This window comes from Pseudomonas sp. ADPe (genome assembly GCF_014843515.1).
GTDB classification, from domain to species: domain Bacteria; phylum Pseudomonadota; class Gammaproteobacteria; order Pseudomonadales; family Pseudomonadaceae; genus Pseudomonas; species Pseudomonas citronellolis.
On record NZ_CP062122.1, the window covers coordinates 4,041,268 to 4,054,794 of the forward strand.

Annotated in this window: 10 protein-coding genes, 2 tRNA genes and 2 rRNA genes; 13 read left to right on the plus strand and 1 reads right to left on the minus strand. The window is 60.2% G+C overall.

Annotated elements, in window-relative coordinates; all coding sequences use genetic code 11:
• Window positions 1–6 precede the first annotated feature (6 nt).
• Both IG194_RS18250 and IG194_RS18255 read left to right on the plus strand, forming a co-directional pair.
• Complete coding sequence (locus tag IG194_RS18250; RefSeq protein ID WP_058488421.1) at window positions 7–837, plus strand: hypothetical protein; 831 nt, start codon at window positions 7–9, stop codon at window positions 835–837.
• Window positions 837–1,166: a YqcC family protein gene (locus IG194_RS18255; RefSeq protein ID WP_009612949.1), complete on the plus strand. Its 330-nt coding sequence runs from the start codon at window positions 837–839 to the stop codon at window positions 1,164–1,166. The genes IG194_RS18250 and IG194_RS18255 overlap by 1 nt, the downstream gene beginning before the upstream one ends.
• An 18-nt stretch (window positions 1,167–1,184) precedes the next feature.
• Here IG194_RS18255 and IG194_RS18260 read toward each other — a convergent pair whose 3' ends face one another.
• On the minus strand, window positions 1,185–1,631 hold the full coding sequence (locus IG194_RS18260; RefSeq protein ID WP_009612942.1) for a DUF4124 domain-containing protein: 447 nt from the start codon (window positions 1,629–1,631) through the stop codon (window positions 1,185–1,187).
• 402 nt (window positions 1,632–2,033) lie between these two features.
• Between IG194_RS18260 and IG194_RS18265 the strand changes: the two genes are divergently transcribed.
• The 11 genes from IG194_RS18265 (at window position 2,034) to IG194_RS18315 (ending at window position 13,494) form a co-directional block, all read left to right on the plus strand.
• Complete coding sequence (locus tag IG194_RS18265) at window positions 2,034–3,764, plus strand: acetolactate synthase 3 large subunit (RefSeq protein WP_009612941.1); 1,731 nt, start codon at window positions 2,034–2,036, stop codon at window positions 3,762–3,764.
• Window positions 3,765–3,766: 2 nt separating this feature from the next.
• Window positions 3,767–4,258 carry an acetolactate synthase small subunit gene (ilvN, locus tag IG194_RS18270; RefSeq protein WP_009612939.1) on the plus strand — a complete coding sequence of 164 codons (492 nt, stop codon included), beginning with the start codon at window positions 3,767–3,769 and terminating at the stop codon, window positions 4,256–4,258.
• A gap of 46 nt (window positions 4,259–4,304) precedes the next feature.
• Window positions 4,305–5,321, plus strand: coding sequence for a ketol-acid reductoisomerase (gene ilvC / locus IG194_RS18275; RefSeq protein WP_009612937.1), 1,017 nt, complete (start codon window positions 4,305–4,307; stop codon window positions 5,319–5,321).
• Window positions 5,322–5,461: 140 nt separating this feature from the next.
• Window positions 5,462–6,280 (plus strand): CDP-diacylglycerol--serine O-phosphatidyltransferase, encoded by an 819-nt coding sequence (pssA, locus tag IG194_RS18280; protein WP_009612935.1) that lies wholly within the window; start codon window positions 5,462–5,464, stop codon window positions 6,278–6,280.
• 62 nt (window positions 6,281–6,342) lie between these two features.
• On the plus strand, window positions 6,343–7,356 hold the full coding sequence (gene msrP, locus IG194_RS18285; RefSeq protein WP_058488422.1) for a protein-methionine-sulfoxide reductase catalytic subunit MsrP: 1,014 nt from the start codon (window positions 6,343–6,345) through the stop codon (window positions 7,354–7,356).
• A 5-nt stretch (window positions 7,357–7,361) separates the two neighbouring features.
• Entirely contained in the window at window positions 7,362–7,970 is a 609-nt protein-coding gene (msrQ, locus tag IG194_RS18290; RefSeq protein ID WP_024128092.1) for a protein-methionine-sulfoxide reductase heme-binding subunit MsrQ, read from the plus strand.
• A gap of 45 nt (window positions 7,971–8,015) precedes the next feature.
• On the plus strand, window positions 8,016–8,258 hold the full coding sequence (locus IG194_RS18295; RefSeq protein WP_153010615.1) for a hypothetical protein: 243 nt from the start codon (window positions 8,016–8,018) through the stop codon (window positions 8,256–8,258).
• 247 nt (window positions 8,259–8,505) lie between these two features.
• Window positions 8,506–10,041 (plus strand): 16S ribosomal RNA (locus tag IG194_RS18300).
• Window positions 10,042–10,189: 148 nt separating this feature from the next.
• A tRNA-Ile gene (locus tag IG194_RS18305) sits at window positions 10,190–10,266 on the plus strand.
• Window positions 10,267–10,293: 27 nt separating this feature from the next.
• A tRNA-Ala gene (locus IG194_RS18310) sits at window positions 10,294–10,369 on the plus strand.
• Between the two features lie 235 nt (window positions 10,370–10,604).
• Window positions 10,605–13,494, plus strand: a 23S ribosomal RNA gene (locus IG194_RS18315).
• Together the 16S and 23S rRNA genes with 2 tRNA genes alongside form the textbook arrangement of a ribosomal RNA operon.
• Window positions 13,495–13,527 lie beyond the last annotated feature (33 nt).

Here is a 13,527-nt window from a genome sequence, read left to right on the forward strand (position 1 = left end):
TTCGAAGTGAAAAACGCGTGGTTTGTCGTGGCTGCCGCCGCGGCCGTGCTGTCCGGCTGCGCCTCCCCGCAGCAGGGCGCCATCCCGGTACGGGATTCCGGCACCTCGGTGTCCAACCAGGAGCGGGTCGGCTATTCCAATGCCAACCGCCCGGCCAATGCCAGCACCGCGCCGAGCGCGGCCTCGCAGCCAGCGGGTGATTCCGGCGTGACCGTGATGGTGCCCCAGGATGCCGGCATGGCGCCGATCCAGACCTTCCCGGCGCAGAGCGGCGCGGCGCCGCTGTCCACCGGCCCGATCACCCCGGGCGTGCAATCCGGCAGCGTCCCCGCGGCCCCCGCCGCCAGCGCGCCGAGCAACATCAGCGCCACCGGCGGTTTCAGCCAGCAGACCTACCAGCAGCCGGTCTACCAGCAGCAACAGCCCAGCTACCAGCAGCAGGCCCCGGCCGCGCCGGTGCAGGCGCCGTCGGGCATTCCCTCGCGCAACGCGCCGCTGGCCGCCGACGAGCAGCTCGATGGCCCGGTCCTGGCGCTGCTCACCACCGCTCAGCAACAGCAGGGCGGCGGCGACCTCAACGGCGCCTCGGCCAGCCTGGAGCGCGCCCAGCGCATCGCCCCGCGCGAGCCGCAGGTGCTCTACAAGCTCGCCCAGGTGCGCCTGGCCCAGGGCGATGCCGCCCAGGCCGAACAGGTGGCGCGCCGCGGCCTGTCGCTGGCCAATGGCCGGCCGACGCTGCAGGCCAGCCTGTGGGACGTGATCGCCAAGGCCCGCGAAGCCCAGGGTGACGCGGCCGGCGCGGCCACCGCGCGGCAGAACGCCAAGGCAACGCTGTGATGGACGACCGCCTGCCGGCCGTGGCCGACCAGCTCCTGCTGATCGAGCGGGAGCTGCGCGCGCTGTCGCTGTGGGGGGAACAGCCGCCCTCGGAGGAGGCGCTGGCCAGCCAGGAGCCGTTCTGCGTGGATACGCTGGAGCTGGAGGAATGGCTGCAGTGGATCTTCCTGCCGCGCATGAAGCTGATCATCGAGACGGGCGCGCAGCTGCCGCGCGCCTCGGGCATCCGCGCCATCGCCGAAATGGTCTACGTGGACGAGGGCGAGCACATGCACGCCCTGTTCGAGGCCCTGGGCGAGTTCGACCGGCTGATCGGCGAGGCGCCCTGAGCCGCGCCTACGCGCCGGTCAGTTGCAGTTCTTCTGCAGGTCCTGCTCGGTCTGGGTGATGCGGGCCTGCCGCTCTTCTTCCGGTATGCGCCGCATCTCGCCGTCGTCGTCGGCCACCCGCACCCGCGGGTTGTTCTTCAATTGCGCCAGGTTGGTCCGCAGGGTGTCGCAGTAACGCGCGCGCTCGGCCTCCTGCTGGGCGACCTCCTGGCGCACCTTCTCGTCGGCGGCCTTCTGCTTGTCGCTGGCCGAAGGCGCCGGCGCGGGAGCCGGCCTGGGCGGCAGCGGGAAGCCCGAGGGCGGCGGGGCGACCTTGGTGTCCACGGTGGCGGCTTCGGCGCCCTGCGGCGGCTGCGCGCCAAAATGCGTGACGCCCTGGGCGTCGACCCACTTGTATACCTGGGCGGCCATCAGCGGAGCACTCAGGGCGAACATCAGGGCGCCCATCACAATCGTCCGTCGCATGCGGTTTCGGTCCTTGGATGCGGAAACTGCGGGTAACTATAACCAAAAGTGTCGATGCGTCCGCAGAGAAAGATCACAACCTGCGTTAGACACAAATCCATATATGGCTTGACTTGACGCGGCCGAATCAGAAGAATCCAAGGTTCGCTGCAGTGGGCCGGCCGCAAGCTGGTTTTACTCGGCAGACAAGAGGCGCTACCCGCGCCGCTAAGTTTCACCCTGCTTCGCGTTACCTCGCGCTGGGTGGAGGCCCTCCGTAACACACCAGGTGCGCCTCCAAGTTCTGCTCATTCGGCAGTCGACGTAGCCGGCGATTACATTCGCCCAATTGTCTGCCGGGCAGCCAACCAAGTTTCGGTCCCCCGCCCCTGGGAGATCGTTTAGCGTTCTAGAGGTGACAACGTGGAGCTTTTATCCGGCGCTGAAATGGTCGTCCGCTCGTTGCGTGACGAAGGCGTTAAGTACATCTACGGGTACCCGGGCGGTGCCCTCCTGCACATCTACGACGCTCTCTTCAAAGAGAACGACGTGACCCACATCCTCGTGCGTCACGAGCAGGCCGCTACCCACATGGCCGACGGCTATGCGCGCGCCACCGGCAAGCCCGGCGTGGTCCTGGTGACCTCCGGCCCCGGCGCGACCAACGCCATCACCGGCATCGCCACCGCCTACATGGACTCCATCCCGATGGTGGTGATCTCCGGCCAGGTGTCGAGCAACATGGTCGGCACCGACGCCTTCCAGGAAACCGACATGGTCGGCATTTCCCGGCCGATCGTGAAGCACAGCTTCATCATCAAGCACCCTTCGGAAATCCCCGAGGTCATCAAGAAGGCCTTCTACATCGCCCAGTCCGGCCGTCCCGGCCCGGTGGTGATCGACATTCCGAAGGACATGGGCGACCCGACGCAGAAGTTCGAGTACGCCTATCCGAAGAAGGTCAAGCTGCGCTCCTACAGCCCCGCGGTCCGCGGCCACTCCGGCCAGATCCGCAAGGCCGCCGAGCTGCTGCTGTCGGCCAAGCGCCCGATCATCTATTCCGGTGGCGGCGTCATCATGGGCAACGCTTCCGAGCCGCTGACCGAAGTGGCGCGCCTGCTCAACGTCCCGGTGACTAACACCCTGATGGGCCTGGGCGGCTTCCCCGGCAACGACCGCCAGTTCGTCGGCATGCTCGGCATGCACGGCAGCTACACCGCCAACCTGGCGATGCACCACGCGGACGTGATCTTCGCCGTCGGCGCGCGCTTCGATGACCGCGTCATCAACGGCGAGACCGCGGCCAAGTTCTGCCCGAACGCCAAGATCATCCACGTCGACATCGACCCGGCGTCGATCTCCAAGACCGTCAAGGCCGACATCCCGATCGTCGGCCCGGTGGACAGCGTGCTGGCCGAGATGGCCACCATCCTCAAGGAAATCGGCGAGACGCCGAACAAGGAAGCCCTCGCCGCCTGGTGGAAGCAGATCGACGAGTGGCGCGGCAACCGCGGCCTGTTCCCCTACGACAAGGGCGACGGCAGCATCATCAAGCCGCAGAGCGTCATCGAGACCCTCTGGGAAGTCACCAACGGCGACGCCTTCGTGGCTTCCGACGTGGGCCAGCACCAGATGTTCGCCGCCCAGTACTACCGCTTCAACAAGCCCAATCGCTGGATCAACTCCGGCGGCCTGGGCACCATGGGCTTCGGTTTCCCCGCGGCCATGGGCGTGAAGCTGAACTTCCCGGAGGCCGACGTGGCCTGCGTGACCGGCGAAGGCAGCATCCAGATGAACATCCAGGAGCTGTCGACCTGCCTGCAGTACGACCTGCCGGTGAAGATCGTCAACCTGAACAACGGTGCGCTGGGCATGGTCCGCCAATGGCAGGACATGCAGTACAACAGCCGCTACTCGCACTCCTACATGGAATCCCTGCCTGACTTCGTCAAGCTGGCCGAGGCCTATGGCCACGTCGGTATGCGCATCACCGACCTCAAGGACCTGAAGCCGAAGATGGAAGAGGCGTTCGCCATGAAGAACCGCCTGGTCTTCCTCGACATCCAGGTCGACACCAGCGAGCACGTCTATCCGATGCAGATCCGCGGCGGTGCGATGCGCGACATGTGGCTGAGCAAGACGGAGCGTACCTGATCATGCGACACATCATTTCCCTGCTGCTGGAAAACGAACCCGGCGCGCTGTCCCGCGTGGTCGGCCTGTTCTCCCAGCGCAACTACAACATCGAGACCCTGACCGTGGCGCCGACCGAGGACCCGACCCTGTCGCGCCTCACCCTGACCACGGCCGGGCATGACGAAGTCATCGAGCAGATCACCAAGAACCTCAACAAGCTGATCGAGGTGGTGAAGCTGGTGAACCTGTCGGAAAGCGCCCACATCGAGCGCGAGCTGATGCTGGTGAAGATCAAGGCCACCGGCGCCCAGCGCGCCGAGGTCAAGCGCACCACCGACATCTTCCGCGGGCAGATCGTCGACGTCACCAGCAGCGTCTACACCGTGCAGCTGGCCGGCACCAGCGACAAGCTCGACAGCTTCATCCAGGCCATCGGTACCGCTGCGATCATCGAGACGGTGCGCACCGGCGTGACCGGCATCGCCCGCGGCGACAAGACTCTCAGCATCTGAATTTGAAAGACGGCCCACGAGGCCACTAGACCAGGGGATTACCCAAATGCGCGTTTTCTACGATAAAGACTGTGACCTCTCCATCATCCAGGGCAAGAAAGTTGCCATCATCGGTTACGGTTCCCAGGGCCACGCCCATGCCTGCAACCTGAAAGACTCCGGCGTCGACGTCACCGTCGGCCTGCGTTCGGGCTCGCCGTCCGCCGTCAAGGCGCAGAACCACGGCCTGAAAGTCGCCGACGTGGCCAGCGCCGTCGCCGCCGCCGACCTGGTGATGATCCTGACCCCGGACGAGTTCCAGGGCCGCCTGTACAAGGACGAGATCGAGCCGAACCTGAAGAAGGGCGCTACCCTGGCCTTCGCCCACGGCTTCTCCATCCACTACAACCAGGTCGTACCGCGCGCCGACCTCGACGTGATCATGATCGCGCCGAAGGCTCCGGGCCACACCGTGCGTTCCGAGTTCGTCAAGGGCGGCGGCATCCCTGACCTGATCGCCATCTACCAGGACGCTTCGGGCAATGCCAAGAACGTCGCCCTGTCCTACGCCTGCGGCGTCGGTGGCGGCCGTACCGGCATCATCGAAACCACCTTCAAGGACGAGACCGAAACCGACCTGTTCGGCGAGCAGGCCGTTCTGTGCGGCGGTTGCGTCGAGCTGGTGAAAGCCGGTTTCGAAACCCTGGTCGAAGCCGGCTACGCGCCGGAAATGGCCTACTTCGAGTGCCTGCACGAACTGAAGCTGATCGTCGACCTCATGTACGAAGGCGGCATCGCCAACATGAACTACTCGATCTCCAACAACGCCGAGTACGGCGAGTACGTGACCGGCCCGGAAGTCATCAACGCCGAATCCCGTGCTGCCATGCGCAATGCCCTCAAGCGCATCCAGAACGGCGAATACGCCAAGATGTTCATCAGCGAAGGCGCCACCAACTACCCGTCGATGACCGCCTACCGCCGCAACAACGCGGCCCATGGCATCGAAGTCATCGGCGAGCAGCTGCGCGCCATGATGCCCTGGATCGCCGCCAACAAGATCGTCGACAAGTCCAAGAACTAAGGGCTTAGCGACACTCGAAGAAACGCGGCCCCGGCCGCGTTTTTTCGTTCTTGCCCGGGGTTCTGGTATAAAGCCTGTGCGCCCGGGCGTCAGTGCCCCGCGCTCGATCTTTTTCCGCTGAGTTCCCTAAGGAAGTCTCCATGAGTGAAGGTCCCGAGGAGCCGAACAAGGCCTCCGAAGAAACCGAAAGCCTGCTGCCCATCGACGAGCACGTCGAGGAAGGGCACGACGCCGACGGCCGCAAGGTCCGCCACCGCGGCATCTACCTGCTGCCCAACCTGTTCACCACCGCGGCGCTGTTCACCGGTCTGTACGCCATCATCAACGCCATGAGCGGCGACTTCTCCAATGCCGCCATCGCCATCTTCGTCGCCATGGTCCTGGATGGTCTGGACGGTCGCGTCGCGCGCCTGACCAACACCCAGAGCGCCTTCGGCGCCGAGTACGACTCGCTGTCGGACATGGTCGCCTTCGGCGTGGCCCCGGCGCTGGTCGCTTTCGAGTGGGCGCTGAGCAGCCTGGGCAAGGTCGGCTGGATGGTCGCCTTCATCTATGTGGCCGGTGCCGCGCTGCGCCTGGCGCGCTTCAACACCCAGGTGGGCAAGGCCGACAAGCGCTACTTCATCGGCCTGGCCAGCCCGGCCGCCGCCGCCCTGGTGGCCGGCACCGTGTGGGCCTTCGCCGACTTCGACATCCAGGGTGCCAAGGTCTCCCTGCTGGTCGCGCTGATGGTCGCCGCCGCCGGCATGCTGATGGTCAGCAACATCAAGTACCACAGCTTCAAGGATCTCGACCTGCGTGGCCGCGTGCCTTTCGTGGCGATCCTGGTGGTGGTGCTGGCCTTCGCCGTGGTCTTCACCGACCCGCCGCGCATCCTGCTGCTGCTGTTCCTCGCTTATGCCGCGTCCGGTCCGGTGCAATACTTGTTGCAATTGCGCCGTCGCCGCCGTCCGAGCTGATGTAATTTCCCCCGGGCTCCGCAGTCTATTGGCGCACACAGCCAGTCGTTGCGGAGCCCGCCATGCTGATCCGTATTGCCCGACCTTCCGCTTGCCACGAGTCGGAAGTCACCCCTGAACCCCTCTATCTCTCCCGCCGCCGTTTCCTCGCCGCCAGTGCGGCAGGCGCCGCCCTTGCCGGGCTGCCGGCCATGGGGTTGGCTGATCCTTCCCGATATGCCGATGTGGAAGCCGCTGCGAGCACACCGGGCTGGTTCAGTGAGAAGCTGCCGGCGATCAAATGGGATGCCGTCACCGTGCAAGGGGAGAGCATCACCCCCTTCAAGGATGCGACCACCTACAACAACTTCTACGAGTTCGGCCCGGACAAGGGCGACCCGGCCGCCAACGCCGGCGCGCTGAGGACCGAGCCCTGGTCGGTGGTGATCGATGGCGAGGTGGCGAAGCCCGGCAAGTACGCCCTCGAGGACTTCATCAAGCCCTACCAGTTGGAAGAGCGCATCTACCGCCTGCGCTGCGTGGAGGCCTGGTCGATGGTCATCCCCTGGATCGGCTTCCCGCTGTCGGAGCTGATCAAGCGTGTCGAGCCGACGGGCAACGCCAAGTACCTGCGCTTCGAAACCCTGGTCGACCGCGAGCGCATGCCCGGCGTGCAATCCAATTTCGCCCTGATCGACTGGCCCTACGTGGAGGGCCTGCGGATGGATGAGGCCATGCACCCGCTGGCGATTCTCGTCGTGGGCATGTACGGCCGCATCCTGGCCAACCAGAACGGCGCGCCGCTGCGCCTGATCGTGCCGTGGAAGTACGGCTTCAAGGGCGCCAAGTCGATCATCCGCATCAGTTTCGTCGCCGAGCAGCCGAAGACCACCTGGGAAAGCCTGGCGCCCGACGAGTACGGCTTCTATGCCAACGTCAACCCGACGGTGGACCACCCGCGCTGGAGCCAGGCCCGCGAGCGGCGCCTGCCCAGCGGACTATTCAGCCCCAATGTTCGTCCCACCCTCATGTTCAACGGCTACGCCGACGAAGTGGCCTCGCTGTACGCGGGGATGGACCTGAGGAAGAACTATTGATGCAGATGCGCAATCCTATCTGGCGCGCCAGCGTATTCCTGCTGGCGCTGATACCGCCGCTCTACTGGCTGTACCTGGCCTGGATCTTCGCCCTGGGGCCCGACCCGGGCAAGGCGCTGGTCGACAACCTGGGGCAGGGCGGCCTGGTCCTGTTGCTGCTGACCCTGGCCATGACCCCGCTGCAGAGGCTGACGCGCTGGAACGGCTGGATCCTGGTGCGCCGGCAGCTCGGCCTGTGGTGTTTCACCTATATATGCCTGCATCTGTGCGCCTACCTGGTGTTCATCCTCGGTCTGGACTGGACGCAACTGGGCGTCGAGTTGCGCAAGCGGCCCTACATCATCGTCGGGACCCTGGGTTTCCTGGGCCTGTTGCCGCTGGCCCTGACCTCGAACAAATACAGCATGCGCAAACTGGGCAGCGGCTGGAAGAAGCTGCACCGGCTGGTCTATGTCATCCTCGCTCTGGGGCTTCTGCATATGCTGTGGGTGGTGCGTTCGGACATCGAGCGCTGGTCGCTATATGCAGCCATAGGCGTATTCCTGCTGTTGCTGCGCCTGCCGCCGGTGGCGCGGCAATTGCCGGCGCTGCGGGCCCGTTTCGCATCCCGCTGAAGATTCTTTCAGAAAAGTGTTGACGGGCATTTTGAAGTCCCTATAATGCGCACCACTCCCAGCGACGAAGCGCTGAAAGAGCTTGAAAATCAAGCACTTAAGCAGGTTCGAAGTTGGGGTGGTGATCAGGCGGGTGATTCACTCGCCGCCTTTGGGTTCGACAACTGCTCCGGCAGCGAGCTGAAAAGGAAGGTCGCCGAGGTGCTTGACAGCGAGTTTGAACGCTGTAGAATGCGCCTCCCGCTGACGAGAAGCTCCGGCCGATCAACAGCGCAAGCGGTTGAGTAGGAACGAAAAATTCTGAAAATAACGCTTGACGAAATAAGAGGTTGGCGTAGAATACGCGGCCTCGGTTGAGACGAAAGCCTTAACCAACTGCTCTTTAACAAGTTGAATCAAGCAATTCGTGTGGGTGCTTGTGAGTTAAGACTGGTGATCGCAAGATTATCAGCATCACAAGTAACACTCGTGAATTCGAGAGTTTTTTGCGATTGCTGAGCCAAGTTTAGGGTTTTCTCAAAACCCGATCAGTATTGAACTGAAGAGTTTGATCATGGCTCAGATTGAACGCTGGCGGCAGGCCTAACACATGCAAGTCGAGCGGATGAAGGGAGCTTGCTCCCGGATTCAGCGGCGGACGGGTGAGTAATGCCTAGGAATCTGCCTGGTAGTGGGGGACAACGTTCCGAAAGGAGCGCTAATACCGCATACGTCCTACGGGAGAAAGTGGGGGATCTTCGGACCTCACGCTATCAGATGAGCCTAGGTCGGATTAGCTAGTAGGTGGGGTAATGGCTCACCTAGGCGACGATCCGTAACTGGTCTGAGAGGATGATCAGTCACACTGGAACTGAGACACGGTCCAGACTCCTACGGGAGGCAGCAGTGGGGAATATTGGACAATGGGCGAAAGCCTGATCCAGCCATGCCGCGTGTGTGAAGAAGGTCTTCGGATTGTAAAGCACTTTAAGTTGGGAGGAAGGGCAGTAAGTTAATACCTTGCTGTTTTGACGTTACCAACAGAATAAGCACCGGCTAACTTCGTGCCAGCAGCCGCGGTAATACGAAGGGTGCAAGCGTTAATCGGAATTACTGGGCGTAAAGCGCGCGTAGGTGGTTTGGTAAGATGGATGTGAAATCCCGGGCTCAACCTGGGAACTGCATCCATAACTGCCTGACTAGAGTACGGTAGAGGGTGGTGGAATTTCCTGTGTAGCGGTGAAATGCGTAGATATAGGAAGGAACACCAGTGGCGAAGGCGACCACCTGGACTGATACTGACACTGAGGTGCGAAAGCGTGGGGAGCAAACAGGATTAGATACCCTGGTAGTCCACGCCGTAAACGATGTCGACTAGCCGTTGGGATCCTTGAGATCTTAGTGGCGCAGCTAACGCGATAAGTCGACCGCCTGGGGAGTACGGCCGCAAGGTTAAAACTCAAATGAATTGACGGGGGCCCGCACAAGCGGTGGAGCATGTGGTTTAATTCGAAGCAACGCGAAGAACCTTACCTGGCCTTGACATGTCCGGAATCCTGCAGAGATGCGGGAGTGCCTTCGGGAATCGGAACACAGGTGCTGCATGGCTGTCGTCAGCTCGTGTCGTGAGATGTTGGGTTAAGTCCCGTAACGAGCGCAACCCTTGTCCTTAGTTACCAGCACGTTATGGTGGGCACTCTAAGGAGACTGCCGGTGACAAACCGGAGGAAGGTGGGGATGACGTCAAGTCATCATGGCCCTTACGGCCAGGGCTACACACGTGCTACAATGGTCGGTACAGAGGGTTGCCAAGCCGCGAGGTGGAGCTAATCCCAGAAAACCGATCGTAGTCCGGATCGCAGTCTGCAACTCGACTGCGTGAAGTCGGAATCGCTAGTAATCGTGAATCAGAATGTCACGGTGAATACGTTCCCGGGCCTTGTACACACCGCCCGTCACACCATGGGAGTGGGTTGCTCCAGAAGTAGCTAGTCTAACCGCAAGGGGGACGGTTACCACGGAGTGATTCATGACTGGGGTGAAGTCGTAACAAGGTAGCCGTAGGGGAACCTGCGGCTGGATCACCTCCTTAATCGAAGATCCCGGCTTTCTCATAAGCTCCCACACGAATTGCTTGATTCACTGGTTAGACGATTAGGTTGTTGCTCGGTTGGTTAGAGCGCACCCCAGGCTCTTGGATAGAGAGCAGGGTGAGGTCGACCTGCAGGGCCAAAACGATTGGGTCTGTAGCTCAGTTGGTTAGAGCGCACCCCTGATAAGGGTGAGGTCGGCAGTTCGAATCTGCCCAGACCCACCAATTGTTGTGGTGGTGCCTTGATCCGATGGGGCCATAGCTCAGCTGGGAGAGCGCCTGCTTTGCACGCAGGAGGTCAGGAGTTCGATCCTCCTTGGCTCCACCATCTCCAAATCGTCGTGAAAGCTCAGACAGGAATGTTCGAAGAAACGAACCTTGCTGTCTGGTCTTTGTACCGGAATCGTTCTTTAAAAATTTGGGTATGTGATAGAAGTAGACTGAATGATCTCTTTCACTGGGGATTGTTCAAGTCAAGGTAAAATTTGCGAGTTCAAGCGCGAATTTTCGGCGAATGTCGTCTTCACGTTCGAGACGTATGACCAGATTGCTTGGGGTTATATGGTCAAGTGAAGAAGCGCATACGGTGGATGCCTTGGCAGTCAGAGGCGATGAAAGACGTGGTAGCCTGCGATAAGCTTCGGGGAGTCGGCAAACAGACTTTGATCCGGAGATCTCTGAATGGGGAAACCCAACCAGCACAAGCTGGTTATCACACACTGAATCCATAGGTGTGTGAGGCGAACCAGGGGAACTGAAACATCTAAGTACCCTGAGGAACAGAAATCAACCGAGATTCCCTTAGTAGTGGCGAGCGAACGGGGACTAGCCCTTAAGCTTCTTAGAATCTAACAGAACGCTCTGGAAAGTGCGGCCATAGTGGGTGATAGCCCCGTATGTGAAAGGTTCTAGGAAGTGAAATCGAGTAGGACGGCGCACGTGAAACGTTGTCTGAACATGGGGGGACCATCCTCCAAGGCTAAATACTACTGACTGACCGATAGTGAACCAGTACCGTGAGGGAAAGGCGAAAAGAACCCCGGAGAGGGGAGTGAAATAGAACCTGAAACCGTATGCGTACAAGCAGTGGGAGCCCACTTGTTGGGTGACTGCGTACCTTTTGTATAATGGGTCAGCGACTTATATTCAGTGGCGAGCTTAACCGAATAGGGGAGGCGTAGCGAAAGCGAGTCTTAATAGGGCGTTTAGTCGCTGGGTATAGACCCGAAACCGGGCGATCTATCCATGAGCAGGTTGAAGGTTAGGTAACACTGACTGGAGGACCGAACCCACTCCCGTTGAAAAGGTAGGGGATGACTTGTGGATCGGAGTGAAAGGCTAATCAAGCTCGGAGATAGCTGGTTCTCCTCGAAAGCTATTTAGGTAGCGCCTCACGTATCACTCCAGGGGGTAGAGCACTGTTTCGGCTAGGGGGTCATCCCGACTTACCAAACCGATGCAAACTCCGAATACCTGGAAGTGTCAGCGTGGGAGACACACGGCGGGTGCTAACGTCCGTCGTGAAAAGGGAAACAACCCAGACCGTCAGCTAAGGTCCCAAAGTTGTGGTTAAGTGGTAAACGATGTGGGAAGGCTTAGACAGCTAGGAGGTTGGCTTAGAAGCAGCCACCCTTTAAAGAAAGCGTAATAGCTCACTAGTCGAGTCGGCCTGCGCGGAAGATGTAACGGGGCTCAAACCACACACCGAAGCTACGGGTGCATCGCAAGATGCGCGGTAGAGGAGCGTTCTGTAAGCCTGTGAAGGTGAGTTGAGAAGCTTGCTGGAGGTATCAGAAGTGCGAATGCTGACATGAGTAACGACAATGGGAGTGAAAAACTCCCACGCCGAAAGACCAAGGGTTCCTGCGCAACGTTAATCGACGCAGGGTTAGTCGGCCCCTAAGGCGAGGCAGAAATGCGTAGTCGATGGGAAACAGGTTAATATTCCTGTACTTCTAGTTACTGCGATGGAGGGACGGAGAAGGCTAGGCCAGCTTGGCGTTGGTTGTCCAAGTTTAAGGTTGTAGGCTGGGCACTTAGGCAAATCCGGGTGTTCAAGGCCGAGAGCTGATGACGAGCTTTCTTTTAGAGAGCGAAGTGGTTGATGCCATGCTTCCAGGAAAAGCTTCTAAGCTTCAGGTAACTAGGAACCGTACCCGAAACCGACACAGGTGGTCGGGTAGAGAATACCAAGGCGCTTGAGAGAACTCGGGTGAAGGAACTAGGCAAAATGGCACCGTAACTTCGGGAGAAGGTGCGCCGGTGAGGGTGAAGTATTTACTGCGTAAGCCCACGCCGGTCGAAGATACCAGGCCGCTGCGACTGTTTATTAAAAACACAGCACTCTGCAAACACGAAAGTGGACGTATAGGGTGTGACGCCTGCCCGGTGCCGGAAGGTTAATTGATGGGGTTAGCGAAAGCGAAGCTCTTGATCGAAGCCCCGGTAAACGGCGGCCGTAACTATAACGGTCCTAAGGTAGCGAAATTCCTTGTCGGGTAAGTTCCGACCTGCACGAATGGCGTAACGATGGCGGCGCTGTCTCCACCCGAGACTCAGTGAAATTGAAATCGCTGTGAAGATGCAGTGTATCCGCGGCTAGACGGAAAGACCCCGTGAACCTTTACTGTAGCTTTGCACTGGACTTTGAGCCTGCTTGTGTAGGATAGGTGGGAGGCTTTGAAGCGTGGACGCCAGTTCGCGTGGAGCCAACCTTGAAATACCACCCTGGCATGCTTGAGGTTCTAACTCTGGTCCGTGATCCGGATCGAGGACAGTGTATGGTGGGCAGTTTGACTGGGGCGGTCTCCTCCTAAAGAGTAACGGAGGAGTACGAAGGTGCGCTCAGACCGGTCGGAAATCGGTCGCAGAGTATAAAGGCAAAAGCGCGCTTGACTGCGAGACAGACACGTCGAGCAGGTACGAAAGTAGGTCTTAGTGATCCGGTGGTTCTGTATGGAAGGGCCATCGCTCAACGGATAAAAGGTACTCCGGGGATAACAGGCTGATACCGCCCAAGAGTTCATATCGACGGCGGTGTTTGGCACCTCGATGTCGGCTCATCACATCCTGGGGCTGAAGCCGGTCCCAAGGGTATGGCTGTTCGCCATTTAAAGTGGTACGCGAGCTGGGTTTAGAACGTCGTGAGACAGTTCGGTCCCTATCTGCCGTGGACGTTTGAGATTTGAGAGGGGCTGCTCCTAGTACGAGAGGACCGGAGTGGACGAACCTCTGGTGTTCCGGTTGTCACGCCAGTGGCACTGCCGGGTAGCTATGTTCGGAATAGATAACCGCTGAAAGCATCTAAGCGGGAAACTAGCCTCAAGATGAGATCTCACTGGGAACTTGATTCCCCTGAAGGGCCGTCGAAGACTACGACGTTGATAGGTCGGGTGTGTAAGCGCTGTGAGGCGTTGAGCTAACCGATACTAATTGCCCGTGAGGCTTGACCATATAACACCCAAACAATTTGTGTGTTAGACGGTG